This is a genomic window from Rikenella microfusus DSM 15922, from assembly GCF_000427365.1.
Taxonomy (GTDB): Bacteria; Bacteroidota; Bacteroidia; order Bacteroidales; family Rikenellaceae; genus Rikenella; species Rikenella microfusus.
Genome location: NZ_KE386488.1, coordinates 391,173 through 415,894 on the forward strand (window position 1 = coordinate 391,173; position 24,722 = coordinate 415,894).

19 protein-coding genes are annotated in these 24,722 nt (G+C 50.9%); 6 read left to right on the top strand and 13 right to left on the bottom strand.

Going from position 1 to position 24,722, the window contains the following annotated elements; genetic code table 11:
* Positions 1-18: 18 nt before the first annotated feature.
* From RIKMI_RS0102575 to RIKMI_RS0102620, 10 genes are all read right to left on the bottom strand, one after another.
* Complete coding sequence (locus RIKMI_RS0102575; protein ID WP_004291474.1) at positions 19-441, bottom strand: dihydrofolate reductase family protein; 423 nt, start codon at positions 439-441, stop codon at positions 19-21.
* Between the two features lie 279 nt (positions 442-720).
* Positions 721-2,043, bottom strand: a complete 1,323-nt coding sequence (locus RIKMI_RS0102580; RefSeq protein ID WP_004291471.1) for a sigma-54-dependent transcriptional regulator — start codon at positions 2,041-2,043, stop codon at positions 721-723.
* On the bottom strand, positions 2,036-4,354 hold the full coding sequence (locus RIKMI_RS0102585; protein ID WP_004291467.1) for a hybrid sensor histidine kinase/response regulator: 2,319 nt from the start codon (positions 4,352-4,354) through the stop codon (positions 2,036-2,038). The genes RIKMI_RS0102580 and RIKMI_RS0102585 overlap by 8 nt, the downstream gene beginning before the upstream one ends.
* The gene (tet(Q), locus tag RIKMI_RS0102590) at positions 4,354-6,279 is read right to left on the bottom strand and encodes a tetracycline resistance ribosomal protection protein Tet(Q) (protein ID WP_004291466.1); all 1,926 of its coding nucleotides are present in this window, start codon (positions 6,277-6,279) and stop codon (positions 4,354-4,356) included. Before tet(Q) ends, RIKMI_RS0102585 begins: the two co-directional genes overlap by 1 nt.
* A 657-nt stretch (positions 6,280-6,936) precedes the next feature.
* Positions 6,937-12,753, bottom strand: coding sequence for an N-6 DNA methylase (locus RIKMI_RS0102595; protein ID WP_004291462.1), 5,817 nt, complete (start codon positions 12,751-12,753; stop codon positions 6,937-6,939).
* Positions 12,743-13,195: a DUF1896 domain-containing protein gene (locus RIKMI_RS0102600; RefSeq protein ID WP_004304266.1), complete on the bottom strand. Its 453-nt coding sequence runs from the start codon at positions 13,193-13,195 to the stop codon at positions 12,743-12,745. The genes RIKMI_RS0102595 and RIKMI_RS0102600 overlap by 11 nt, the downstream gene beginning before the upstream one ends.
* 162 nt (positions 13,196-13,357) lie before the next feature.
* Positions 13,358-15,445 carry a type IA DNA topoisomerase gene (locus RIKMI_RS0102605; RefSeq protein WP_004291456.1) on the bottom strand — a complete coding sequence of 696 codons (2,088 nt, stop codon included), beginning with the start codon at positions 15,443-15,445 and terminating at the stop codon, positions 13,358-13,360.
* 60 nt (positions 15,446-15,505) lie between these two features.
* Positions 15,506-17,077 (bottom strand): DUF3945 domain-containing protein, encoded by a 1,572-nt coding sequence (locus RIKMI_RS0102610; protein WP_004291455.1) that lies wholly within the window; start codon positions 17,075-17,077, stop codon positions 15,506-15,508.
* Positions 17,078-17,097: 20 nt separating this feature from the next.
* Positions 17,098-17,448, bottom strand: a complete 351-nt coding sequence (locus RIKMI_RS0102615) for a helix-turn-helix domain-containing protein (RefSeq protein WP_004291454.1) — start codon at positions 17,446-17,448, stop codon at positions 17,098-17,100.
* Positions 17,449-17,451: 3 nt separating this feature from the next.
* A complete protein-coding gene (locus tag RIKMI_RS0102620) occupies positions 17,452-17,877 on the bottom strand; it encodes a helix-turn-helix domain-containing protein (RefSeq protein ID WP_004291432.1) in 426 nt (141 codons plus the stop codon).
* Positions 17,878-18,015: 138 nt separating this feature from the next.
* Between RIKMI_RS0102620 and RIKMI_RS0102625 the strand changes: the two genes are divergently transcribed.
* Together RIKMI_RS0102625 and RIKMI_RS0102630 are read left to right on the top strand one after the other, a co-directional pair.
* Positions 18,016-18,315 (top strand): helix-turn-helix domain-containing protein, encoded by a 300-nt coding sequence (locus tag RIKMI_RS0102625; protein ID WP_004291426.1) that lies wholly within the window; start codon positions 18,016-18,018, stop codon positions 18,313-18,315.
* 31 nt (positions 18,316-18,346) lie between these two features.
* Positions 18,347-18,652, top strand: a complete 306-nt coding sequence (locus RIKMI_RS0102630) for a helix-turn-helix domain-containing protein (protein ID WP_004291424.1) — start codon at positions 18,347-18,349, stop codon at positions 18,650-18,652.
* 77 nt (positions 18,653-18,729) lie between these two features.
* Here RIKMI_RS0102630 and RIKMI_RS0102635 read toward each other — a convergent pair whose 3' ends face one another.
* Together RIKMI_RS0102635 and RIKMI_RS0102640 are read right to left on the bottom strand one after the other, a co-directional pair.
* On the bottom strand, positions 18,730-19,092 hold the full coding sequence (locus tag RIKMI_RS0102635) for a hypothetical protein (RefSeq protein ID WP_004291423.1): 363 nt from the start codon (positions 19,090-19,092) through the stop codon (positions 18,730-18,732).
* An 11-nt stretch (positions 19,093-19,103) separates the two neighbouring features.
* Positions 19,104-20,339, bottom strand: coding sequence for a site-specific integrase (locus tag RIKMI_RS0102640; RefSeq protein ID WP_004291422.1), 1,236 nt, complete (start codon positions 20,337-20,339; stop codon positions 19,104-19,106).
* Positions 20,340-20,787: 448 nt separating this feature from the next.
* Between RIKMI_RS0102640 and RIKMI_RS0102645 the strand changes: the two genes are divergently transcribed.
* The 4 genes from RIKMI_RS0102645 (at position 20,788) to RIKMI_RS12780 (ending at position 24,160) form a co-directional block, all read left to right on the top strand.
* Positions 20,788-21,720, top strand: a complete 933-nt coding sequence (locus RIKMI_RS0102645; RefSeq protein ID WP_027290316.1) for an ABC transporter permease — start codon at positions 20,788-20,790, stop codon at positions 21,718-21,720.
* Positions 21,721-21,833: 113 nt separating this feature from the next.
* A complete protein-coding gene (locus RIKMI_RS0102650) occupies positions 21,834-22,898 on the top strand; it encodes a lanthionine synthetase LanC family protein (protein WP_027290317.1) in 1,065 nt (354 codons plus the stop codon).
* A 710-nt stretch (positions 22,899-23,608) separates the two neighbouring features.
* The gene (locus RIKMI_RS0102655; RefSeq protein ID WP_147288446.1) at positions 23,609-23,890 is read left to right on the top strand and encodes a hypothetical protein; all 282 of its coding nucleotides are present in this window, start codon (positions 23,609-23,611) and stop codon (positions 23,888-23,890) included.
* 9 nt (positions 23,891-23,899) lie between these two features.
* A complete protein-coding gene (locus RIKMI_RS12780) occupies positions 23,900-24,160 on the top strand; it encodes a hypothetical protein (RefSeq protein WP_037291392.1) in 261 nt (86 codons plus the stop codon).
* Positions 24,161-24,232: 72 nt separating this feature from the next.
* Here RIKMI_RS12780 and RIKMI_RS0102665 read toward each other — a convergent pair whose 3' ends face one another.
* On the bottom strand, positions 24,233-24,703 hold the full coding sequence (locus tag RIKMI_RS0102665; protein ID WP_027290319.1) for a periplasmic heavy metal sensor: 471 nt from the start codon (positions 24,701-24,703) through the stop codon (positions 24,233-24,235).
* Positions 24,704-24,722 lie beyond the last annotated feature (19 nt).

Here is a 24,722-nt window from a genome sequence, read left to right on the forward strand (position 1 = left end):
GCTTGCCGCACATTTTGGCTATCTTGCTTTTTTATCAAGGATATAGATAATGCGACATACACCGTTGGGATAGCTTTTCAAAGAGGAAAGCGTCCAGTGTTGCTCTGGCAGAGCCGACTTAAAAAAATGTCGTCCGCTTCCGGATATGAAAGGAACGGTGTATAGTATGATTTCATCCACAGCGTGCATCCGCAGCAGTCCGTTTATATAGTCTGCCGTGTCCGGTGTGGCTTCCGCGAGGTAACGGATGTTTGTGCAGTCTTTTCTCCATTCGTGCAGCATTGAAATGGAATAGTCCGGTGTCACACGGTAAAAGGCTTTCTTCCTGATTTCATCAAGACCGCAACGGTCAAGGCACAAATCCTGATGTGCTTTATCATATAACTCTGAAGAAAGACATCCGTCCATCGTCAGTACGGCGAGAATCTGAACTTTACCCATAATCGTTTCCTTTCGTTAGGCAAGGGTAAAAAAGTAGCGTGCAATTCACACTACCTTCAAGCGATGGCTCTGGTAAAGCCTTTACGGAGAGTACGTGAATGCACGCTATGCGTAAGCATAGCATAAGCATCACGCAATCGTCTCCGTAGTTCCAATTTACCAGATTTTCGCTTGAAACGCCTTGCGGTCTTATCCTATATGTTGGCGGCGAAAAGCTCCTGCCAATCGCCGTTTTTCTCAAATGTTATGCAAAGATAGCCAAATTCAGTGAATTACGGGCTATGATTGCTTGAATTTATATTTAAGTCCATACTCTTCAAGTTTGCTGTATAGTGTTGTCCTGCCTATGCCGAGCAGTTCTGCGGCGACACTCCGGTTGCCGTTTGCCTGTTTCAACGCACGCAATATCCGCTCCTTATCCTCCGCGTCATTGCGCAAGGCGAAGCTGACAGTAGAGGTCGGTTTCGTCACGGCAAGTTCCAGATGCTCTTTCATGACAACACCTTCCTGCGCCTGCAATACAGCACCCATAACTTTCTGCCGAAGTTCCCGCACGTTGCCCGGCCATGCGTGTGTCAGCAACGCTTTACGTGCTTCGGAACTGAACCCGCTCACGCTACACTCCAGCTCTCTGTTTGCCATATCACGGAAGAACTCTGCCAGCGGCATAATGTCTTCTTGACAGTCACGCAACGGAGGAACGGTTATCCCGAAGTCGTGCAGGCGGTACAGAAGATCCTGCCGAAAACGCTTTTCATTCACCGATACCTCCAAATCTTCATTGGTAGCAGCGATGATGCGGACATTGAAATTCCGGTCTGCCTTGTCTCCGACCGGGCGATACCGCCTCTCCTGTATGGCACGGAGCAACATCTGTTGGGTTTCCAACGCGAGGTTTCCTACCTCGTCCAGAAACAACGTGCCGCCTTCCGCCTCATGGAAATATCCTTTCTTGGCATTGTCCGCACCTGTAAATGCACCTTTGACGTGTCCGAAGAAAGCCGACGGTGCAAGCTCTTTGGAGAGTGAACCGCAGTCCACCGCCACAAATGGCTTGCCTGCACGTTTGCTCTTGTCATGCAACAGGTGGGCAATATGCTCCTTGCCCGTGCCGTTCTCACCAAATATCATCACGCTCATATCGGTGGCGGCTACCAGCCTTATGCGGTGCATGATTTTCTGAAAGGCGGAACCTTCACGGGCGAATATAGGCATACGGCGTTGTCCTGCCTGACGTTCTTTCAGTATGGAACGGATCAGGGGGACAAGTTTATCCTCCACAAGCTGTTTGGGAATATAGTCTATCGAGCCGAGTTTCATGCTTTCCACGGCGGTATTAACTTCGGCGTAGTCGGTCATAATGATGAAGGGCTGCATCTTTCCCTCCTTTCGCATCCAGCACAAAAGGTCTATGCCACTGCCGTCAGGCAGACGCAGGTCGGCAACCACGATATCATTATCTGTTGCCTGTTGCAGATGTTTCTTCGCGGTTGAGAGGTGGTAAGCCTTCATATTGCGGTAGCCCTCCCGTGACAGCATATTGCAGACATATTCGCAATACACGATGTTGTCTTCCACCACAATTATTTTTGTCTTATTCATCTTCGTATTTTCTCCTTTCCTCTTCTGCCAACCGTATTATTTCCACTCCCTTATCCAGCACGGCAGTCACGGCATGGCTTAACGCTTCACCATCCGGGAGAGCATCGCCACGAAGCAATCCGTAAAGTACATTCAGCGGTTGGTCGGCACGGAGCACCTCCCACGAACTGCGCAGGTGGTGGATCAGGGAATCCAGCTTTTGCAGGTCTTTTTCTTTTGCTGCATCCCGTACCGCCTGCATTTCCTTTTCTGTTTCAGTTATCAACTTTTCCAGCATGACGGCTTCATTGCCATAGGACAATAAGGCGGAAAAGTCCGGTTTCCCGTCCGGTGTCGCTTTTATGGCACACCTGTCGGAAACCTCCATCAGTTCCGATATGGAGAACGGTTTGAACAGGCATCCGGCAAAGCCTTTTGCCAATAGTTCCCCTTTGTTACAACTGCCCGAAGCGGTTGCCACAACCACCGGGATTGTTGGTGAATTGCCCACGTTGGACGAACGCAACAGTTCCAGCAATTCGAAACCGTTTATATCGGGCATATTCAAGTCTGTCAGCAACAGGCTGTATTCTTTCTGGCGTATCATTTCCATCAGTGCCGCAGCATCGGTGCAAGTGTCGCAGTGTATTCCTTCTTGGGAATACATCTCTTTCAGCATCAGAAGTAATACCTCATCATTGTCAATGGCGACAACATCATGGAATTTATTGTTATGATAAACAGGTGTATTGCTTGTATATCCAAGCTGTTCTTCAGCTTCCTGCATAGAAATTTCAACTGTGAAACGACTGCCTTTCCCTTTCTTGCTGTCTAAACGGATTGTTCCGCCAAGCATCGACACAATATTACGCATTATGGCAAGCCCAAGCCCGAAACCCTCCTTTGCGGCGGCATTTGATAGACGTTCAAACGCACCGAACGCTTGTTTCTGTTCCTCTTCTGTCATGCCTGTACCTGTATCTTCAACGACCAGTGTCAGAACTCCATTATCATATTCAGTAATCAAAGAAACACCGCCTTCTTCTGTGAACTTGACAGCGTTTGACAGCAGGTTATTCCCGATTTGTATTATTCGCTCTTTGTCGGTCAATACAATGGCATCGTGTCCAGTCTTCACGGACAAGGACAGCCCTTTGTTCACGGCAACAGGCATGAACTCCGTTTCAAGTGTGTGCGTGATTGCTGAAATCCGGCAGGGTGACAGACGGGGCTGTTCCTTGCCGTTGTCCAGGCGGAAGAAGTCAAGCAAAGTGTTAAGCATATCCCGCATACGGTCGGAGGATTGCAGTATGTTTTGGATATACTGCCCGGACTTATCCTCACACTGTTCTTTCCGTATCAGTCCGGCATAGCCTGTTATTGCTGTCAGCGGTGTGCGCAGTTCATGGGTGATAGTATGTACCGCCTTCTTCCTTGACGTTATCAGTGCCTCGTTCCGTTGTACGGATTGTTCCAGTTGCCTTATCAAATCAGTTGTCTTGTGCTTGTATTGTTTAATGCTTTTTGCATCACGATGTATGATGATGTAGGAAATTAACAACAATAGAAGAACGAATCCCATTAAACCGCCTACTTGCATAAATGACTTTTCACGCATGGCAACTATTTCGTTTTCCCGGCTTTGCAGTTCGGTTTGTACCTTTTCTTCTATTTGGCAAATCAATTCTTGCAGTTGTCTGTTAAGTTCTGCATTACGAGCTGCAAGGCTGTCGGCTTGTTCCGACAATTGGCGATCCTGCACTTTCTGTTCGCTGATTACGTTTCTATTGACCGAATGAAGGATAGTGGTTGATACTGCTGGAGTTACTTCCTTTTTTTTGCCGAATATGCCTAAGAAACCTTTTCGTTTTGGCTTTTTGGACTGTTCCTGCACACTTTTCTGTACAATAACCGGAATTTGATTGGCTATCTTCTTGTTAATAGATTGTTGTTCATCCATTAACCGGACTATCTGGAACATCTGTCGTTCCTTATCCTCTAAAAGACTGCGCACACTATCGATGCGCTCTGCTGGATAGGTGGCCTTGAAACGGCAGAGCATACTGTCCATTGCCATACGCCGTGCATGGTAATGCTCGATATCTTTATCGTTCCATTCCAGTATTGTTTCACCCAATAGAGAAAATTTTATCATTTGAATATTGATATTGTTTATTTCTTTTCGGAGCTCGTCTATTTTTTTATTGCCAAGTTCTAATGCTTCTATCTCCTGCCATTCATAGAGGCTATTATATGCCATACATCCGATAAGAATGGAGATAAGTATATATCCCAACCGTATTGCCTTATAGAAATTTCCTGACCGCTCCATTATTTTAATGACATTGATTTTTGGAACATGAATAAAAGTTTATCTTTTTCGTTCATGCGGATATTATCAGAATAACCGTCTTTTGTTATTTGATACCCACATGGCTTAACCATAAAAATGCCTAAGCCCTTAGTGTACGAACTTACTTCTGAGGCATAGTCTTTACTTGTATTTAATGGAACTTTCCCTTTAATATGACACCACTCATTATTACAACTGATGTCTTCAATCTCAGACATCAGTTTTTGCAAATCTGTAATAGCTTTGGAACTCGCTACTTGGGGTATCTGCAACTCAAAACAGAGCATCGGTTCGAGAATGTCCACACCTGACTGTTGCAAAGCCAGCCTGAAGACATAAGGGGTCAGCTGTCTGAAATCAGCAGGTGTACTTACCGGGCTATAATACTCGGCTTGAGTAAAAGTTACTTTCAGATCTGTCACTTCCCATCCATGTAAACCAGATTGGCAAGACATACGAATCCCTTCAAAAACGGCATTTTGAAAAGAATGGTTCAGATAACCATAGGAGATGTCACTTTCGATTTGCAACCCTGCCCCTAACGGTAAGGGTTCAAGAGTCAGCCCTATTGTGGCCCAGTAAGGGTTGGGTGGTACTTCGATCTGAATAATCTTATTGACCTTTTTTATAGGTCGTTCTTTGTAGATAGTCTTGATCTCATCAAAATGGACCTTTACGGAAAATCGTTCTTCCAGCAATGTCTGTATGATTTCCTTTTGGGTCAAACCATATAACGAGATTTCCAATTCATCACTATATGAGTTTATGGAAAAGGACAAAGACGGGTCTTCAATCCACAATGTATTCAGAGCGGATATCACCTTGCTTCTCTCTTCGGGCTTATTTGGCCGGACGGAGGATTTGAGAGCGGGATGCTGATGAGATAATCCTTGAATCAAACAAGGTTTAGCACCTAAATAATCTCCGATTCGAAAATCTTCTATATCTTCTACAATCGCGATATCATTGGCACCCACTTCATCAACATTTATCTCTCTGCCCTGATAAATAGTCTTTAGATTTTTAATCTTGATGAATTTTTCCGAATCGTTGATTCTTACAACGTCTCGAAGTCTCAGACTTCCGTCAATTATTTTAAGAAAACTTCTTTTATGCCCTTTGGGGTCATGCTCTATCTTATAGAGATAAGCTGAAAGTCTGTTTGAGACTGATGCCGGAGGAAGTATAAAAGAAGAAATGGCGTCCAACAACTCATTGATACCGATATTGAACATTGCTGATCCATGTAGCACCGGATAGACTTTGGCTTTTGCCACAAGAGCGATTATCGTATTCCAATAATCAGCCGGTGAAATTTCGCTATCCGCCAAATATCGTTCTAATATATCGTCGTCATGGTTGCATACAAATTCTTTGTATTCTTCCTTTATATATGTTTGGGAGCAAACCGGATAAACCGATCCATCGACAACAGTTTGCATAAACAGGACATCTTGCGACAGATTTGTTTTTATATCCATATACAAACGCTCCAAATTCACACCGGCACGGTCAATCTTATTGATAAATATAATTGTCGGGATTTGCAGCTTTTGTAAAGTACTGAACAGCAACTTTGTCTGCGCTTGTATGCCTTCCTTTGCGGATAAGATGAGGACTGCTCCATCAAGCATTTTGAATGTCCGCTCCACTTCCGCAATAAAATCCATGTGTCCCGGAGTGTCAATGATATTGCATTTCACTCCATTCCAGATAATAGATGTCGTAGAAGCCCGGACAGTAATTCCTCTACGTTTCTCTATATCCATAGAGTCCGTTATGGTGTCACCATTATCCACACGGCCGCACTTTTCCGTTGCTCCACTGGCAAACAGCAGATTCTCGGTTACGGAAGTTTTTCCTGCATCAATGTGAGCAAGAATTCCTAAATTTATAATATTCATTTGGATTAAGCAATAATATACTACAGTAGATGCATTGTCGAAACGCACCTTTTAATACCTCCTCGTAGCATATGAGAACTACAGGATTACTAACTCGTATTAATATGTATATTATTACTGCCGCATAACGATTACAAAATTACACAAAAAAATATATCTAACAAAAGTGGGAGGATTTTTTAACTTTTTACCATAGACATTTTATTAGGGAAGCGTAGGTTCAACTGGCAAGTACAAATAAGTAGAAATGTTTGAACAACACCGTTTTAGGAAGTTGAAAAATCAAGTTTCTCTCTCGGTATAGCGTTTATTTTGGCCAATATCTTCTTTAGTTTAGCATTTGTGTATTTCCCATTCGTGTTCTATTTAGCTCCTTATTATGAGTATGTAGCAAGTTACTTATCAAATTCAGCCTCTTTGAGGGTCAAATATGGTTTTGCAAATGGTGACTGACAAGACATAAACAAGGTCAGCAGGAATTTTTTACATAAATGGACATGAATGTATATAACCTAAAATAAGAATAAATTTTAATAAGGGCTGCCCAAAAAGAAAAAAATGCAGTTGCCATCCTATAGATACTTGCAGAAAGGATAAAATTTACTTTTAGACCTTTTGGGATAGCCCTTATTAATACTTCAGATAAAATTCCTTAGGTTATATTTTCAATCCTTTGGACCGGGTTTCCTCCTTGGCATACAGTCCCGGACGCCCGATTATGACATGGTTGGCAACGATACTATCCGCCGGACTGCGTATCTGCGGCGGTGCATTTTCGGGATATTGCGCCTGCCTGTTCCTCACATCTTCCGCTTCCGGCTTGAGCTGTTGCCCTTCATTCTCCTTTTCTGCGACTTCGGGCGTGGGTGGCGCAAGCTCCAGCTGAATTTTTCGGTCAAGGGCGGCAAGTTCGGACTTCAACTGCTTCAGCTCGTCCTCCTTCTTCCACACCTTACCCGCTATCTCCTGTAACTGCGGTATCTCCATCTCCAGCACCTCGTTCTTCGCCTTGTACTGGTCGATGATGGAGGGTATCCTCTCCATCGCGTTGAGGAAGTTGCGGGCGGCGGCCAACGGGTCAGCCATCGCCAGATGCCCGTTGTTGTAGGTGTACTTGTAGTTCCCCTCGACCACGAAGCGGTTGTCGGTGAACTCCAATCCCTCTTTGAGTATCCTTTCGCTCACCACCTTTATCGGAAAACCGTAAAGTTCACCGACCTGCGTGTACAACCCTCCGGTCGTGGCATTCTTGGCTATCTCCTGCAAACGCTTTCCGATGACCTTCTCATCGGCGGAATCCACTCCGTCCACCTTTATTATATTAAGGCGGTTGCCCTCCTTGTCGGTCTGCACCACCGACAGGAAGCGGTTCCAGTCCTCCGTCATGGCATCTATGAAAGCCGTGTTGTTGCGCAACTCGCCGGTCTTTGACTCCAGCTTGAACTCCGAATCACGCTTGCCCTTGTTGAACGACTTGCGTTCCCCTTCGAGCGATGCGATCCGCTTTTCCAGTTTCGCCTTGTCCAACAGGTCGGTATTGCCGGAGAGCAACGCCATGTATTCCGAGAAATTCATGCCCGATTTTTCGTCCATTGCCCCCTCGTCGATGGTACGCGCACCCATCGCACCGCTTTTGAGCTGGCTTATGAAAGTCTGCTTGCAGTGCAGGAGGTTGAACTTGTAGCTGTCCAGTGACTTCTCCACCGCGTAGATGATTACATCCACGTTGTTCCCGGCGAAATGTTTGGCAATCTCATTACCTGCCCTAACTCCGCGTCCGTCACGCTGTTGCAAGTCGGACGGTCGCCACGGCGTATCGAGATGATGGATAGCCACACACCGTTTCTGGGCGTTCACACCCGTTCCGAGCATAGAGGTAGAGCCGAACAGCACACGCACCGTCCCGGCGTTCATGGCGTCTATCACCGCCTTCCGCGCCTTGTCGGTCTTGCACTCCTGAATGAAGCGCACCTCGCTTGGCGGTATACCGTAGTCCTCCGTCAGTTTGCGCTTGATTTCCGAATAGACGTTCCACCCGTCGCCCGGCTGGTATGTCCCCAAATCAGAGAAAACGAACTGCGTGCCTTTCTGGGCGTCGTATTTTTGATAATACTCCGCGATCATCTTGGCACAGTGACTCGCTTTGTTGTCGGGATGATCTTCGTAATTCGGGTCTATCATGCGCATGTCGAGTGCCATTTTCCGGGCATAGTCCGTGGCGATGAGCATCTTCGCCTTTTCTTCCGTTTCCGAAAGCGGCAGCCTGCCCAACAAGGTGGCATCGCCCGTCTTGGCGAACTGCATCAGTTTCTGTATGAAGTCCTCCTGTTCCGGCGTGGGCGGTATATGGTGCAGTATCTCGTTCTTGGCAGGACGGTCAACGCCCACATCCTCCGCCGTGCGGTAGTCCGTGATTTCATTATAGAAGGCGGCAAGCTCCGGCACTTTGATGAAGTAGCGGAAACGCTCCTTCTGGACCACATTGTTCGTCACGTTAAATTCAAAATCCGTCGTCTTCTTGGCAAATATCGCCGCCCAAGCGTCGAAACACCTTATGTCCTGCCGTTCCAGCTCCTTCGGGCGCAGGTACTTGAACAGCAGGTACAATTCAGTCAGTGAGTTGCTGATAGTCGTGCCGGAGAGGAAGGTCGCACCCAAGTCTTTTCCTGTGCGCTCCTGTATGGTGCGTATGGCAAAGAGCATGTTAAGTGCCTTCTGGCTTCCCTCGCTGTTTCCCAATCCCGCCACACGGTCGTGGCGCGTGTTGAAAGTCAGATTCTTGAACTGGTGGCTCTCATCTATGAAGATGTGGTCGATGCCCATCTGCTTGAAATCCACCACGTCGTCCGTGCGTGACTTTATGGCGTGTTCCACCTTCTCCAGCTTCGCTTCAAGGTTGTGCTTGCGCTTCTCCAATCCTTTCAGCATCGCCCGCGACACGTTCTTTCCCTGCTGCCGTAGCACTTCGAGGTTTTCCTCCACCGTGTCAAGCTCTGCTTGCAGGATGCGCTGCTGCAATTCCGGCGACTGCGGTATCTTGCCGAACTGGTCGTGCGACATGATGACGCAATCGTAGTCGTTGTTCTTTATATTATTGAAGAAGCGCACACGGTTGGCGGTCGAAAAGTCCTTCTCCGAAGCGTACAGAATACGTGCGTTGGGATATGCCGCCTGATAGGTGGCTGCAATCTCCGCAACGTTGGCTTTCAGCCCGATAATCATCGGCTTGTGTGCCAAATTCAGACGCTTCATCTCATGCGCGGCGATGCACATTATCAGCGTCTTACCGGTTCCCACCTCGTGGTCGCAAATTCCGCCGCCGTTCTGTTTCAACATCCAGACGCAATCCATCTGTGAGGGATAGACGCTCTTGATACCCCGGCTTGCCAGCCCTTTCAGGTTGAGGTCGGGAAAGGTCTGATGGGAGCCGTCGTAGCGCGGGCGCACGAAACAGTTGAACTTGCGGTTATACATCGTCACAAGCCGCTCCTTGAACTGCGGCGACTGCTCTTCGAGCCATTCGGAGAAGCCGTTTCGTATCTCGTCAATCTTGGCGTTGGCGAGTTGTATTCCCTCGCTGTCGCGCATCTTGATGTCGTTGCCATGCTCGTCCTTGCCGATGGACTTCATCATGTCAGGGCAGGTGTTGTGCAGGGCGTGTTTTAGGAGGTGCATACCGTCATAGTTCCGGTAATACCCCTTCACCAGAAACTCGTCCGTGATTTTCATGGTGCGGTAGCCGCACACCACCGAAAACTCGTCCATGCTTGCGGAATAGGCGATTTTCACCTCCGTGTCGAACAGCCGGCTCATGTAGGCGGCATAGACACCCGTCGGAATCCAGCGTTCCCCGAAATTGAAGTCCAGATCCTCGAAGGCGATGCGCTGCGGCTCGGCATCTTTCAGAGCCTCCAACGCCTGCTTCACCTCCGGCATACGCTCATTTTCGGGATTGTCACCCATCCATGCCTCTATGCGTTCCGCTTTCTCTATGACATTTCCGGCGATGAAACGGTCTTTGATTTCGTAACCGGTCACGAGCGGATTGTAGTAGATGCGCCCTTGCAGGGCAGTGAGCAAATCCTCCGCCGTGCTGTCGGTTATCTCCCGCATATAGTCGAGATTGACCGTACCATATTTGTTGAGCGACGCAGACAGGGCTTCTTCGGGAGAGCCTACGTTGGCATGGCTCTCCACCGCGAAGGAAACAGGATGCTCGAAGATGTCCGCCTTGACGAACTTTCCGTTTTCCATCCGTTCCAGCGAAAGGATGTCGCGCCCGCCCGCATCCATCATCACTAACTTCACGTTCTGCTTGGCGTTGAGGTTGCCGTAGCGCATGACAAACTCATCGTAACAGGTATTCAGATGCTCTCGCCACGGAACATTTGCCTCGCGCCGGAGCGATTCATAACGGTACAGACGCTCGTAGGCGTCACGCAGCGACACATACAACAACGCCTTTTCCTTCTGGTATCCTTTCAGGTCGAGCGGCTGGAATGTCGCCCCGTATGGCGTGATGTCTTTCAGGTAGCCGATGTTATGACGCCCCCGGTCAGCCACCAGCGACCCTTCGCGCAGGTGCATCTCCGGCGTGCGGTGGTAGGCACGCGGAGAAAGGTCCACGACTTCCTCCTTCGGCTTTTCCGCTTCGATGTCGGGGAAAAGGAAAGTCCCCACCGCTTCCGATGGGGTATCTGTAACGGCAGGTGCGGCGACTGCCTCCGGCTGTGTTTCCTCCTGTCGTGGCTGCTCACGGGAAGTTTCCGGCACGGCTTTCACTTCCGTCTTTTCCGCCACTTGTTTCTCGTTATGCTGCCTTGCCAGTTCCCGAAGTTCTTTCCTACGCTCCGGCGTCAAACCCATCATCATTTCATAGAAACCGTTGATGGGAGGATTGGTATCCCAGTCCAGTGTGGCATAGATGTCGTCCGGGTCGGCAGGCTTGGCGGTGTTCTCCGCTTTCACCTCCTTATTCTCCATTGCGGGTTTTGCAGTTGGAGCTGTCGGTGTAACCGTGACTTTCGGTTTGGGCGGAGTGGACTTTGCCGTAACTGCCTTTTTCACCGTCTTTTTCTTTTTGGAGGTTTTCGGTTGGCTGACCTCTTCCGTCATCCCCCAGAGGTCAAGCAGGGTGAGCTGCACGCCTGCGGAATATTGCGGGCGCGGTTCTATCTCCGGCTTTTCATCTGCGGGTTGCGGCTTTTCTGTCGGAGTTTCCACCGTCTGCGCCGAGGATACTGTTTCCAATTTTATGGCAGGACGCTCTACTTTATTTTGAACGGCAACTTTTTCTTCCGTTCCTGCCTGCCGGATTGAACCCGAATACAAGCGCATGGCAAGCCTGTAATGGAAATCCTCGTCGAGCATACGGCGCAAATCCCCGGCGATGCCTGCTGCCTTGCCCTCGTGCAGATAAACCATAGCGGGCTTCCCGTAGGGGTCTGTGTCAAGTTTCGCCATCGTATGCACGATGCGTTCCGGGTGGTGGATGAAATAGGCGTTGTCGGTCAGGGCGGTTTTCGTGTCCGTCTGTATCACGGTCATCAGCCGCTCGTCCTGCGACATTTCCTTCTTGCTGAGGTTCTTTTGCAGGACAATCAGGTCACTGCCCACCTCCGTGCCCGCGTTGTCCGTGAACAGGTTGTTGGGCAGGCGTATCGCGGATACCAGATTGGCCTGACTGAACAGCTCGTTACGCACGGAGGTCTTGGTGCTATTCAATACCCCTTGCGAGGTGATGAACGCCACGATACCGCCGTCACGCACGGCATCCAGTCCTTTGAGAAAGAAATAGTTGTGGATGGTTTTCTGGGCGGAGCGTCTGCCGAAAGAGTCGCTCCGCTGAAACTCCGCGTCGAACACGGCAATGTCACCGAACGGAATGTTGGACACCGCCAAGTCGAAATAATTGTTGAACGGTCTTTCGATTTTCTCAAAACCGCAGGTGCGCATTTTCTGGTCGGGATAGAGATGCCTCAAGATTGTACCCGTGAGCAGATCCTTCTCGAAAGCCATCACATCCGCATTGGGGCTGTGCCGCAGCATGGAATCCACGAACACGCCGACACCTGCCGACGGTTCGAGCATACGGGCGGGGCGGACGCTGTAATCTGCCAGCACGTCCGCGATGGTGTCGGTTATCTCTTTGGGGGTGTAGAAAGCGGTCAGCACGGACGCTTTCAGCGAATCCACAAACCGCTTGTACTCTGTTTCGTCCTTGCTGTTCTCACGGATAAGCCTGTGCAGCTCCACCGTCGGGGCGAACAGTTCGAGGTCGGATTTCGCCCACCGGACGGCATCCGTCAGTTCCTTTGCAGGGTTGAGGATACATTTCAGACCGCCGAAACCGCAGTACCTTTGAAGTATGGCACGCTCTTCGGTTGTCGCTGTCCTATTTTCCCTGTCAAGGATGAATGCCGTCCGTATCGCCTCGATGTTGTCCCGCAGTTTCTGTTTGCGGTTAAACGCCATATTCGTCTAAGTAAAGGACGGTTGCTCCCGTCAGCTCCGTGTAGAGCAGGTCGTAATCGGAAGACAGGGCGAAATTGTCATCCGAGAGGTCATAGACGGAGAACACGTTGCCGACAAGCGGCAGCAGTTTCAGGACAAAGGCTTCACGCTTCTCTTCCGGCACTTCATCGGCAAACTCGTTTTCCACGACTTCGCGGAGGATGGCGTAACGGGAATAATGCAGCCCGCGCAGCAGCGTGTCCATCGCCAGTTCCTGCGCACCATCGGCGGGATAGCCTTCAAGCCGTGCCCTCTCATACGTTTCGGCGGCACGGTCGGCCCGTTCCCGTATGAAAGCGGTGTCGTCAGCCTGTTCAAACTTGTTCGTGCGGAGATAGTCCAGCAGGTACAGACCGTAATAGGAAAAGTCGGTCTGACCCTCGTTTTTCTTCTTGTTGTTCATTACTTTGGATTTAGCGGATTGATAATTAACGGGATAATCGGTTGGAAAAAGGAAGAAAAAGGCACTCGGTATCCCTCCGAGTGCCACCACTAAATCCAAAGTATGAGTGTAATCCGGTATCGAAGAACAATTCATTACTCTGAACAAGTGGCAAAGTTAATACTATTTCTTCCGTCCTGAAAATTTCTTGTCCTTTTTAGCCTCCGGGAACACAAAAGTCGTGTTATATTCCCCGTCAAAGGCGACAACAGCATCGAAACTCTTGCCCTGTTTGCTCTTGAACCCTTTGAGCAGCTTGGTATGCCCTTCGGTGAGCAGGTCTTTGATTTCATCGTCGGACAGGGTGCGTCCCGCTTTCAGCCGGAACACGGGCAGTCCGCACTCCGTGTTGTCGCAGCGTACCACCTTGCCGTAGAACCGCATCCTGCCCGTGCCACACTTGGGACACGCGCAGCCGGAGTCACGGCTGCCGAAGAGCTTGTCGCACGAGATCAGTTCGGAGGTTATCTCACGTGTGTACGCCTCTATCTCCTTGCGGAAGGTGTCGTCGGACAGTTCCCCGCGCTCGATACGCGCCAGCTCCTTTTCCCATTCGCCCGTCATGGCAACATCGGCGATGCGCATCGTCTTGACGACGGAATTGAGGGCAAGTCCTTTTTCGGTGGGAACAAGCGACTTCTTGCAGCGTTCCATGTAACCGCGCTTGAAAAGCGTTTCGATGATGGAGGCGCGTGTGGCGGGAGTACCGATGCCACAGTCCTTCATCGCCTGCCGCAGTGCGTCGTCCTCAATTTCCTTGCCCGCCGTTTCCATTGCCGAGAGCAGGGTGGCTTCGGTATGCAGCGGCTTGGGTTTGGTCTTTCCTTCGGTAATGGACGAGCCTTTCGGTGTCAGCGTGTCGCCTTCCTGCCAGCCGGGGATGGTAATTTCCTCTTTTTCCTCGCCATAGACGGCACGCCATCCGGTTTGCTTCACGACGCTGCCTTTTACGGTAAACTCCACTCCGGCACATTCCGCCGTGACAGTGGTCACATCCTTGACGCATTTCTCAGAGAATGCCTCGACCATGCGCCCGGCAATCATCTGATAGATGGTATTGTCCTCTTTGGAGAGGAAGAGCGGTTTCTCACCCGTGACGAGCAGGGCATGGTGGTCTGTCACCTTGCCGTCGTCCACGCTGCGGCGTGTCGGGGCGGCTTTTGCCCGCACCTTGTCTTTCCATTCGGGCTGTGTGCCGATGAAAGCGAGCAGTTTGGGAATTTCGGCAAACACGTCTTCGGGGATGTAGCGGCTTCCCGTTCTCGGATAGGTTATCAACTTCTTTTCGTAGAGTTTCTGCGCGATTTCAAGCGTCTGTTCCGCCGTGAAGCCGTGCTTGGCGTTGGCTTCTTTCTGGAGCGTGGTCAGGTCGTAGAGCAAGGGAGTTTCCTCCGTCTTCTCCTTGCGCTCGGCTTTCGTGACAGTGGCGCAACCTGCCGCCTTTACCTTATTATATAGTTCCATCGCCGGTTCTTTCTCTTTCCATTTCTCGGAGGATGAGAATTTCACGACTTCGCCGTCGCAACCGTCCGTTGCGATATGGAGCTGCCAGAATGCTTCGGACGTAAAGCGGCGGTTCTCCCAGTAGCGTTCACATACCATAGCCAACGTTGGTGTCTGCACCCGCCCCACGGAATACGTGCCGTGTCCGGCGGCGATGGATAACGCCTGTGTGCCGTTGATGCCCACGAGCCAGTCGGATTCGCTCCGCGCTTTGGCGGCGAGGTAGAGGTTGTCGTATTTGCTGCCGTCTTCGAGTTTCCGCAGTCCCTCGCGGATAGCTTTGTCGGTGAGAGAGCTGATCCACAGGCGCACGAAAGGAGTGGTGCAACCCGTATAGTGGTAGAGGTAGCGGAAGATAAGCTCTCCCTCGCGTCCGGCATCGGTCGCCACGATGATATGTTCGCTTGTGTCGAACAGTCTTTTGATGACTTTTATCTGCGACACCACGCCGCTGTCGGGCTTGTAACCTTTCTCCGTCCTGACCTGACGGGGGACGAGCGTGAATGTGTCGGGAATAATCGGGAGGTTGTCACGGACAAATCCGCGCACGCCGTAGCCGTCGGGCATGGCAAGCTGAACGAGGTGTCCGAATGCCCATGTCACGGCATAACCGCCTCCCTCGAAATATCCTTCCTCTCTCTTTGTCGCGCCCACGATGCGGGCGATTTCACGTGCCACGGAGGGCTTTTCTGCAATGATTGTCTTCATGTCTTCTTCTTTTTTGTTGATACTTTGGATTTTATTTTGGATTCAGTGGCGGACACGGGATTACATTTTCATGCCCTTGCCCGTTTTCTTCTGCGGCTTCTCCTGCTGCTGTTGCTGGCGGGCGTCCTTCGGGTTGGTCTGACCTTTCTGCAACGGCTCTCTCAGATTCTTTGTAGCCTCGTTGGTCTTGCCATCGTTGTTCACCGCCACCTGCGTGCGGCTCTCGTTGGACGGAGCAACCTGCTGTGCATTGTCAGGGTTCGTGTCGTAGCGGTACGGGCGTCCCTTCTCCGGGTTGAACTTGATATACATCGTGGCATGGAAGCCCTGCTTGTCGGTCACGTTCTCCAGCTTCACGGCTTTACCCGCCACATAGTCGGCTTTCTGCTGGTCGGTGAAGCTCACGCCGCTCCATTTGCTGATGGGGCGGATGCTGCCGTCCTCGTTCGTCCACGTGTTGCGGCGTTGCTCCTTCTTGGTCTGTGCGGCATTTTCCCCGCCCTGCGCCTGACTTTTCGATGTGTCGCCTTTGGTTTCCTGTGTCTGTGCGGTACGGGGCGACTTGCCGGTTCCCGGCACGAACTCCACGCCGCGCTGCTCCACGTTCACTTGCAGGGTGGTGACGAACTTTCTGCCGTCGTTGCGCTCGATGAGCTTGTCGCGTACGGGCAGTCCGGCGCGGAGCATGTCCCGCTCCTGCGTGGTGATTTCCGTCTTGCCGATGCGCTCCGGGATGCGCACCCTGCTTGCCGGAATGTCCGTGATTTCATTCGTCTTGCGGTCGATGCTGATGTAGGAGGGGATGATCTCGCCCGTTTCCCTGTCCACAATGTCCACGACCCTACCGAGATTGCCCGTTTCGCGGAGGTTCTTCCGGTCATTGTCGGAGAATTTGTGTTCCTTGTACTCATCCAGCTTCTGCTCCTTGCGGATGAAGTGCGGCACGAGGCTGATGTTTCCCTCACCGTCCTTCTTGAAGGAGAGGCGGGCGTCCAGCTCGAATGATTCGCCGCCGAAGGTCGGTTTGACCTTTACCAAGTCGGACTTGCCATAGTTGAGCATCTTCGTAAGGTCGCCGGACTTTTCAAGGTTGTCCCGCTTTACGCCCCATCTGTCCTCCAGCTCCTGCCAGTTGATTTTACTCTCGTCGATGGGCTGGTAGCCACGTTTGCCCTGCATCTGTTCGGATTTGTCCTGTTGCTGTTCTTTCCGTTGTTCCATGTTCTCCTGTTTTTGAGGTTCTTGTTTCTCTGTCTGTTGTGCTGCCATCTCTTCCTGCACCTTCTTCTCATAGTCGGAGGTGTCCACCTTGTGAGGGGCGAGCAGCTCCTTGTTCGCTTCGGGGTCTTTCAGCAGTTGCTTCATCACCTCTAAGAGATTTTCAGCTTGGTCTGCCGCAATGCGGTAGAAACCGAAGCGGCTGGGTTCCTTGCACTGCCGGAAGAAGTTCTTGAAGAAGTTGTCCAGCACGTCGCCATGTCGGTCGAATTGCAGGAAACTCTGCGCGTTCTCCGCTTTTGCGGGGGTGCGCTTGGGTGTGCCGTCCGCGTTCAGCCCGGCTACCACGCTGATCTCGCCTGTCTTCTCGTCACGGACTACCAGCACGTCCTTTTCGTCTTTTTTCTTTGCCATCTGAAAAATGTTTTAATGGGTTATTTATGAAAGAAATTATGGATACGAGCCTTGTAGAAGGCTATATCTTCCTTTTTGAAGTCCTTGATATGGTTGGAAAGGAATGTCAGCACGTCCTCCTCGCTGTAATAGGTCTTCTTGCCCAGCGTCTTGTAGGGCAATGCGCCTACGCTGCGGTAGCGTTGGAGGGTGCGTTTGCTTATCTGGAGCAACATGCACAAATCCTGATTGTCGAAAAGGCGGATGCTTTCCGTGATAGTGGGCTGTTTCCCCTCAGCCTTCATCGCCAGCAGCAGTTCGTCCTGACGGTCGAGCCGTTCCATCAGCTTCTGCATCCAGCCCTCGAAGTTGTTTCGTGTGAGCAGTTCCATGACCTATGTCCTCCTTCCTTTTGGTTTGCCGCCCGTGCGCAGCGTGTGGTTGTGGAACAGGGTGTCTATTGTCCCTTCCTCGTTCCTTACTGTGTTGTCCTCCAATAGCCGCAGTATCTCGGAAAGGCGGTAGCGGCAGCTTCCGCGTACCACCACATACTCGATACGGTGGTCGGTGCGCATACGCTGCATGGTGCGCTTGCTCACGTTGAGCATCTTCGCCGCCTGTGCCGTGTCAAGCAGCTTGTCTTCGGTTTCCCGCTTCCGTTTCTTCTCGTCCCTTGCCTCGCGGATGTACCCTGCGATGTTCGCAATCTGCGCCATCATCTCCTTGTAGGCGGAACTTTCCATTGTTATCACTTTCATGTTCAGTCCTTTCTTTTTGTTTCTGCGACAAAATTCGGCAATAAACAAAAGGGGCTTTAACAACTCACTACGTGACTCACGTAAGATTTTTGCGGAAGATGGCTCCGTAACCCGGTCAAACGGCGCAACAGGCAGCCTTTCAGCGGAAAACGATACGTCTTGTATGCCGTTTCGTTACCTTTGCGGCAAACTCTAAATGACATGAATATGGAAATAGTATCTATCGAGAAAAAGACTTTCGAGATGATGGTGGCGGCATTCGGCGCACTCTCGGAGAAGGTCGCCGCCCTGAGGCGCAAAAGCGACACGGGGCGCATGGAAAGATGGCTCACGGGCGAGGAGGTCTGCGGGCAGTTGAGAATAAGCCCGCGCACGTTGCAGACGCTGCGTGACAGGCGGCTTATCGGCTACTCGCAGATAAACCGCAGGTTCTATTACAAGCCAGAGGAGGTGAAGCGGCTGATACCGCTTGTCGGCACGCTCTATCCGCACGGCAGATGATTTGATTTATTCACCCACTGAATCCGAAGTTATGATGAACGAGAACAACGATGTTTTTACGATGGAAGACGAGCCGATAGCCTCTGTGGTGCAGGATATGCGCAAAGGCTCGAAATGGCTGTCCGCATTTCTGGAAAGCTACCGTCCTCCGCTGGACGGGGAACGTTACCTGACGGACGGCGAGGTGTCGGAACTGCTCCGTGTGAGCCGGCGCACCTTGCAGGAATACCGCAACAACCGCGTGTTGCCCTTCATACTTTTGGGAGGGAAGGTGCTTTACCCGGAAACGGGGCTGCGCGGGGTACTGGAAGCGAACTACCGCAAGCCGCTGGAGTGAGGCGGTTTCATGAAAAAGTAAACGGGTGACACCTTTTGTGGTGCTACCCGTTTACTTGTCTTATGGGGTATGTGCAATCAGCAATACCCGGCTTTTCCGTTCTGTATGAACATCACGTATGTCTGCCGTTTCTCTTGTGAGAGTGCCTTTCCCACCAGCCATGTGCGGAACAGGTGGGTGTTGTAGGTATTCACCCTGAAAGCGACCGGGATGATGATTTCAAGGGCGTACACGTCCGCGTGCAGCCCGTTTTCAAGCTGCATGTAGCGGCACACCTCGTAGTCGTTCAGCACGTCCGACTTGCGGACGGCTCTGATGGCGGCGTTCACTGCCGGGACGGTCGTATGGAACAATCCGGCTATTTCGGTGGCGGTCATCCACACGTCGTTACCGGTTACGCTGACTGCCTTGTCCTCGATGATGATTGTGTCACGTTTCATGGCTTTTCTTTTTAGATGGTGCAACCTGCAAATTCCTCGACGCCGTTCAATCTTGCGGCAAGGTTCTCCATGTCCTGATTGAGCTTCTCTTTGGTTATCTTTGCGTAAATCTGCGTCGTCTTTATGCTCTTGTGTCCGAGCATGGAGCTGACCGTTTCGATGGGAACACCGTTGGAGAGGAATATCGTCGTGGCTGCCGTGTGGCGGCTCTGATGCCACGTGATATGCTTGGTGATGCCGCAACGCTTGGCGACGGCACGGATACCGGCAAGGCACGTGTTATAATGCGGAACGGGAAATATCCTGCCGTCCCCGCACAGTCCCCGGTATTTGCCGATTATGCGGTTGGCGATGTCGAGCAGGCGGATGTTGGACACCACGCCCGTTTTCTGGCGGTTGATGTTTATCCACTCGTGTTCGTCGAAGTAGGTGCGGATATTCTCTTCCGTAAGGTTGCGCATATCCGCGAACGACAGCCCCGTGAAGGCGCAGAACAGGTAGAGGTCGCGGTACAATTCCTGTTTGGCGTTTTTCAGTTTCCCCTCCATCAGCAGGCGGATCTCATCTTTGGTCAGGAAACTGCGTGTTGTTTCCTCCTTCTTGATTTCATACTCGCGGAACGGGTCGCGCGTCAGCCACTCGTTGTTGATGGCGATGAATACCATCGTCCGTAACGGGCAGACGTACAGCCACACGGTATTGGTGCAGCAGTGCTTGTCCGTGCGCAGGAACATCTCGAAGTCGGAGATGAAAGCCGGGGTAAGCTCTTTTAGGGCGATGTCCTTCACATGGTAGCGGATGTCGAGGAACTCTTGCATGTGCTTGTAAACGGTGCGGTACTTCAGCAGCGTGCCTTTGGCTTTCATGCCTGCCTCCACCTGCTTCTCGTAGTCCTCGTTGTGCTGGCGGAACACCTGCATCAGCGTGTGGTAGCGGTGTTCCAGTCCGAGAAAGGCGTTCTTCACCTTCTCCGCCGTGACGAAGTTGTCACGCTCCATGATTTCCTGATAATGCCTGTTGATGCGTACCCGCATCTTGTCAAGCATACGGTTCGTTTCGAGTGCCGCCGTGCTTCTGCCCGTGACACGTCCACCTTTGGTGTCCCACAGTTTCGGATCGACAGTCAGTTTGCAGCTGAACTGTGTCTGGCTGCCGTCCACCGTGATGCGTCCCATGACGGGAACTGTCCCGTCCTTTTTCACTACCTGACGCTTGAGGTAGTAGATTACTGAAAATGTACTCTTCATTGTCCTTAATTTTTGGGTTTCAAAATTAGTTGGTGAAGAGTCCGGTGTTGGTACGCAAAACGGGGAGGAACGGCGCAATCTTTTTCCGTAACCTGATTTTTCGCATGAGTTATGGATAACTCACTATTCCTTAGAGCCTTGTTTCGCTATTCGTACCCGTTTGTCGCATTTTCGGGCATGGTTACGAACAAGTAACGTAGCGGCGTCAGGATTTGGCTTCGGCAGGGATTGTAATGGCTTCACGGATTATCGCCACTTCAACCAAAACCCTTGTAACTCAATTCTATCACTATATCTTTCCGCATTTCACTTTTTTGTAGTAACTTTGCGGCGTAAAGATACGGGATTCGACCGGGAGCAGATCATTTGTATAGGGATGGATGCAGCTATTTCCCGGCAAAAACAGGCCTTTTTTTCGGAAATAGCTGCACTTCCAGGTGTGAAGAGCATGTGTCTTACAGCGGGGATTCTGGGCAGCGGCAGCGCGAACGGAGGCGAAAAATTGCAGGGGAATTACCGCGGGCAGGAGAAAGAACTGTGGGGACAGTACATTTATACGGATACGGCTTTTTTCAAGACTTTCGGGATCGAGCTTATCGAGGGACGCGTCCCCCGCTCTTATGAGAAGGGGTCCGTGGTCGTGAACGAAACGGCTGTCCGGGCATTGGACATCGAACATCCGCTGGAGATGACTATCACGCCCAAAGGCGGCGTACAACCCGGGCCGGACGGCTCGCTGCCCGAGTCCAAAATCGTGGGTGTTTGCAAGGATTTTCATTACGACTTGCTGAATAAAAGTATCGAACCGGCTTTCATGACCTTCGGAGGACTTCAGGCCGGGGTGATCAATTTGCGTCTCGACATCGCCTCTATGGATGACGCGGTTCGGATAGTCGATGAATTGAAACGTATATACAAGGAATTCAACTCGCAGGGGTCGCTGGATTTCGTGTTCCTGAATACCATGCTGAATCAGATGTACCAGTCCGAAATGAAATTCCAACTGATCTTTTCAGTCTTTACCGTCTTTTCGATTGTCATTGCCTGCTTTGGGTTGTTCGGTCTGATTATTATTTCCAACGTCCGGAGAAAGAAAGAAATAGGTATTCGGAAAGTTCAGGGAGCCACGATTCGCCAAGTGGTTTATCTGTTGATCCGGGGTTACCTTTTCTATGTCGGTATAGCATTCCTTATCGCGGTTCCGATAGCGTACTATTATATGTCCCGGTGGCTTGGCAATTATCCGTACAAGGTCGGTTTGCATGCTTGGTTCTTCGGATTGGCCGGAGTCATCGTCCTGCTCATCGTCGTGCTGACGGTGGGGTTGCAAAGTTGGAAAGCTGCCAAAGCAAATCCCGTAGAATCGCTGAAGTCCGAGTAACGGAATTGGACCGATAGTGGTATCGAGAAAGGCCTCATGCCTGCCGTTCGTGCTGCTGTTGAAGGGGCGGGTCACGGCATGGGAAGAATCAAAACGGAACATCAGTGTTTTCTATGATGTACACAGAGCGTATAAATGCAGTTTTGGCTGCCCATCCGGATATTGACATCCGGTATTTAGCCGACGAGAGCCAGCTGGAAGAGCACGGACAAGTAATTATGCTTTGTGAGCATGGGTGGGGTGCTGATTTGGATTCGTTTTTTGCTTCGGTTGATTCGTTTTGCGACAAACTTATCGTGTGGGACCGGACTTCGGATCCGGTTGATGAAGAGTATTTTCGTTTCGGTAAATTGATTGCCTATATTCAGATCCGGAATGGAGAAAAGGAATGCGCAGGGAAACGGATCATGTTCGATATAGCGTCGTTACTAAATGTAGAGTGGAGTTTTTTCATACAAAGCAATGAACGTTTTGTACCCCAGTTTATAGAGACGGCCCAGGAACATTTACGGGATGATCGAACACGAGCGGTGGCGTACGATTATATTCTGACCGGTTCGGAAGATACGTACTATCTGCCCCCGAATTCCGCATTAGGAGCTTATCGGGAGATTCGTATGTTTCGGATGAAAGATCTGCAGTGGGAAAATACGGGACGCATTCCCGCAATGCAGGTTCATTCCAGTTCCATGCTGTTGGAACGCCGAATAACCAGAGAAGATTATGACCGATACGGGATTGATCTGTTTACGGAGGTATGGGATACAAAAGGGATATACAGGAATTGCAACCAACAGATAGACAATTATATAAGGATACCAGACGCGGAATTGAGAAATTCCGTGCACAGTACGTTGATATTCTTATGTGAATATTTTCTGCATTCCGAACCTGGTGAAAGTGGACAGATCGGTCTCTATACGGGTGATTGTGGAACCGCGTTGCTGTTGGCGCAGATGTATTTATGGAATAAAGACGATCGTTATCTGCAGAAAGTCGAGCAGTATTTGGAAGCGATTGAAACCAGAATTGCAACAGGCCGGATTCTTGCCTCTTTTTGTTCTGGTTTAGCCGGGTTCGGTTGGTTGGCGACTTATTTGCAGCAAAAAGCGCTTTTGCAAGTCAGCCCGGAGTATTGGTTCCGTTTGGATGAAATTTTGGAGCGTCAAATGATTTGACGTTGTGGCTTGGAGATACGACGGAAACCCGGGCGATGCTTCATGAGGTTGTGGACAATTATCCCGGATTGAATCGGGCCTGGATGACTTTAGGGCTTATTAGTCGTACCGGATGCGACGACTCATTCTCTATGTCCTGTTTGCGGAAAGCACGGCTGTTGGACATGAACGATCCTCTTGCAGCTTATTATTTAGGAGAATGCTATGCCCGTCGGGACCAAAGTCGGGAGGCTGCTTCATGTTATGAACAGGCCGTATTATGCTGGCGTTATTCCCGTTCGATGTATAATATACGTGCCCGTAGAATTTATCATGTACGAATGTGGGAAAATGAAATATATCCGTGCACTTTGCTGCCGGAATTGACACCTCGCTTACCGATGGACAGAGAGTGATAGAATCATTGAGGGGTAGAATAAAATGCGGCGTACCGCAAACCGGCGGTCGTATTGTCTTGCAGGACCGCGCAGTTCTTTTTTGTGCGAAATCCTTCAAAACGGCCAAGTTTGCAACGGAATGTTTCACAAATCTTTCACAACCCATGACCACTTTCCGTATCAACATCCCGCCCCACCACCTGAAACGCGACGGCACCTACAACACCAAAATCGAATCATCCATAACCACAAAGTACGTTATATCTCCACGCCCATTTCGAGCCGAAATCCGGATTCAACAAAAAGCTGGAATCTCGTAATACCGCGTTGCGGGTGAAACATGCCAATATAGAACAGGAATACCGCGATTCTTTCGCAAAGATCGCCAGCCGGGCTTCCGGCATGAGCGTGGACAAAGTGGCCGCGTTCGTGAAACGCGATCTGGAGAGCGACGGTAGCTTCTCGCTCGACGTGATCGCCTACGGGCGGCAGGTGACCGAACGCAAAAGCACCGAATCGCAAGCCGACTACCGCATCACCCTGAATTCGCTGGAGCGATTCGCCGGCGGCCCGCTGGACATCTCCGCCGTCACAGCGCGGCTGCTGGGCGAATGAGCCGAATGATTGCGACGCGACAACAGCGGCAAACCCGTCAAAGGGCGCGGCGTGTCGCTGTACATGGATTACCTGCGGGGCATTCTCAATGAAGCCAAACGGGAATACAACGACGAAAAACTCGGCCTGATCCGTATCAAAGGCTCGCCCTTCTCCCAGTTCCGGATACCGGCATCGCTGGCCCCCGTAAACGCTCTTTGTCCGCGGAGCAGATACGGGCGGTCGCCGCTTTCGGATCTGTTCCGCGGTTACAACCCTTTCCATATTTGAGTTTGGAGAGTTCCGACGACGGGATCTATTGGACGGCGTTGCGCAGCGAGAGGCTGCGCACAATCGCCCCTCTTATTTCCTGGGGCCGCCGGAAGCGGCCTTGCGAATCAGGAAGTTTTTGAAATCTTCGTCGGCCACGAATACTTTGGCAGCCTTGGCTGCAGGCAATATCTGGCGGAACCTGGCGATATAATCGGACGTGACTTTCCGTTCGGCGTCCATTATCCCCAGCAGGTCTTTAAACTGTTGCTCCCCTGCCCTGCCCTCGCGGATGATTTTATATACTTCGCGCCGTTTCTTCCCCACTTCGCGCCGCGCGTTCCAATAAGCGTTGTAAACGGGCCAGAATTTTTCCGACTGTTCGGGCGTCAGTTGCAGGGCATCGGTGAAAAAAGCGATTTTCATATTACGGATTTCGTCCCCGTGCCCGTGAGGCCCTTCCGGCCCGTCGGGGACGGAGGCGAATGCGCCCGTCAGGGAGATGGACAGCAGGCCCGCTGCGAAGAGGATGATCCGGAGGCTCCGGCGGATGTGTCGTTTCATGGTCGTGTCGTGGATAGTA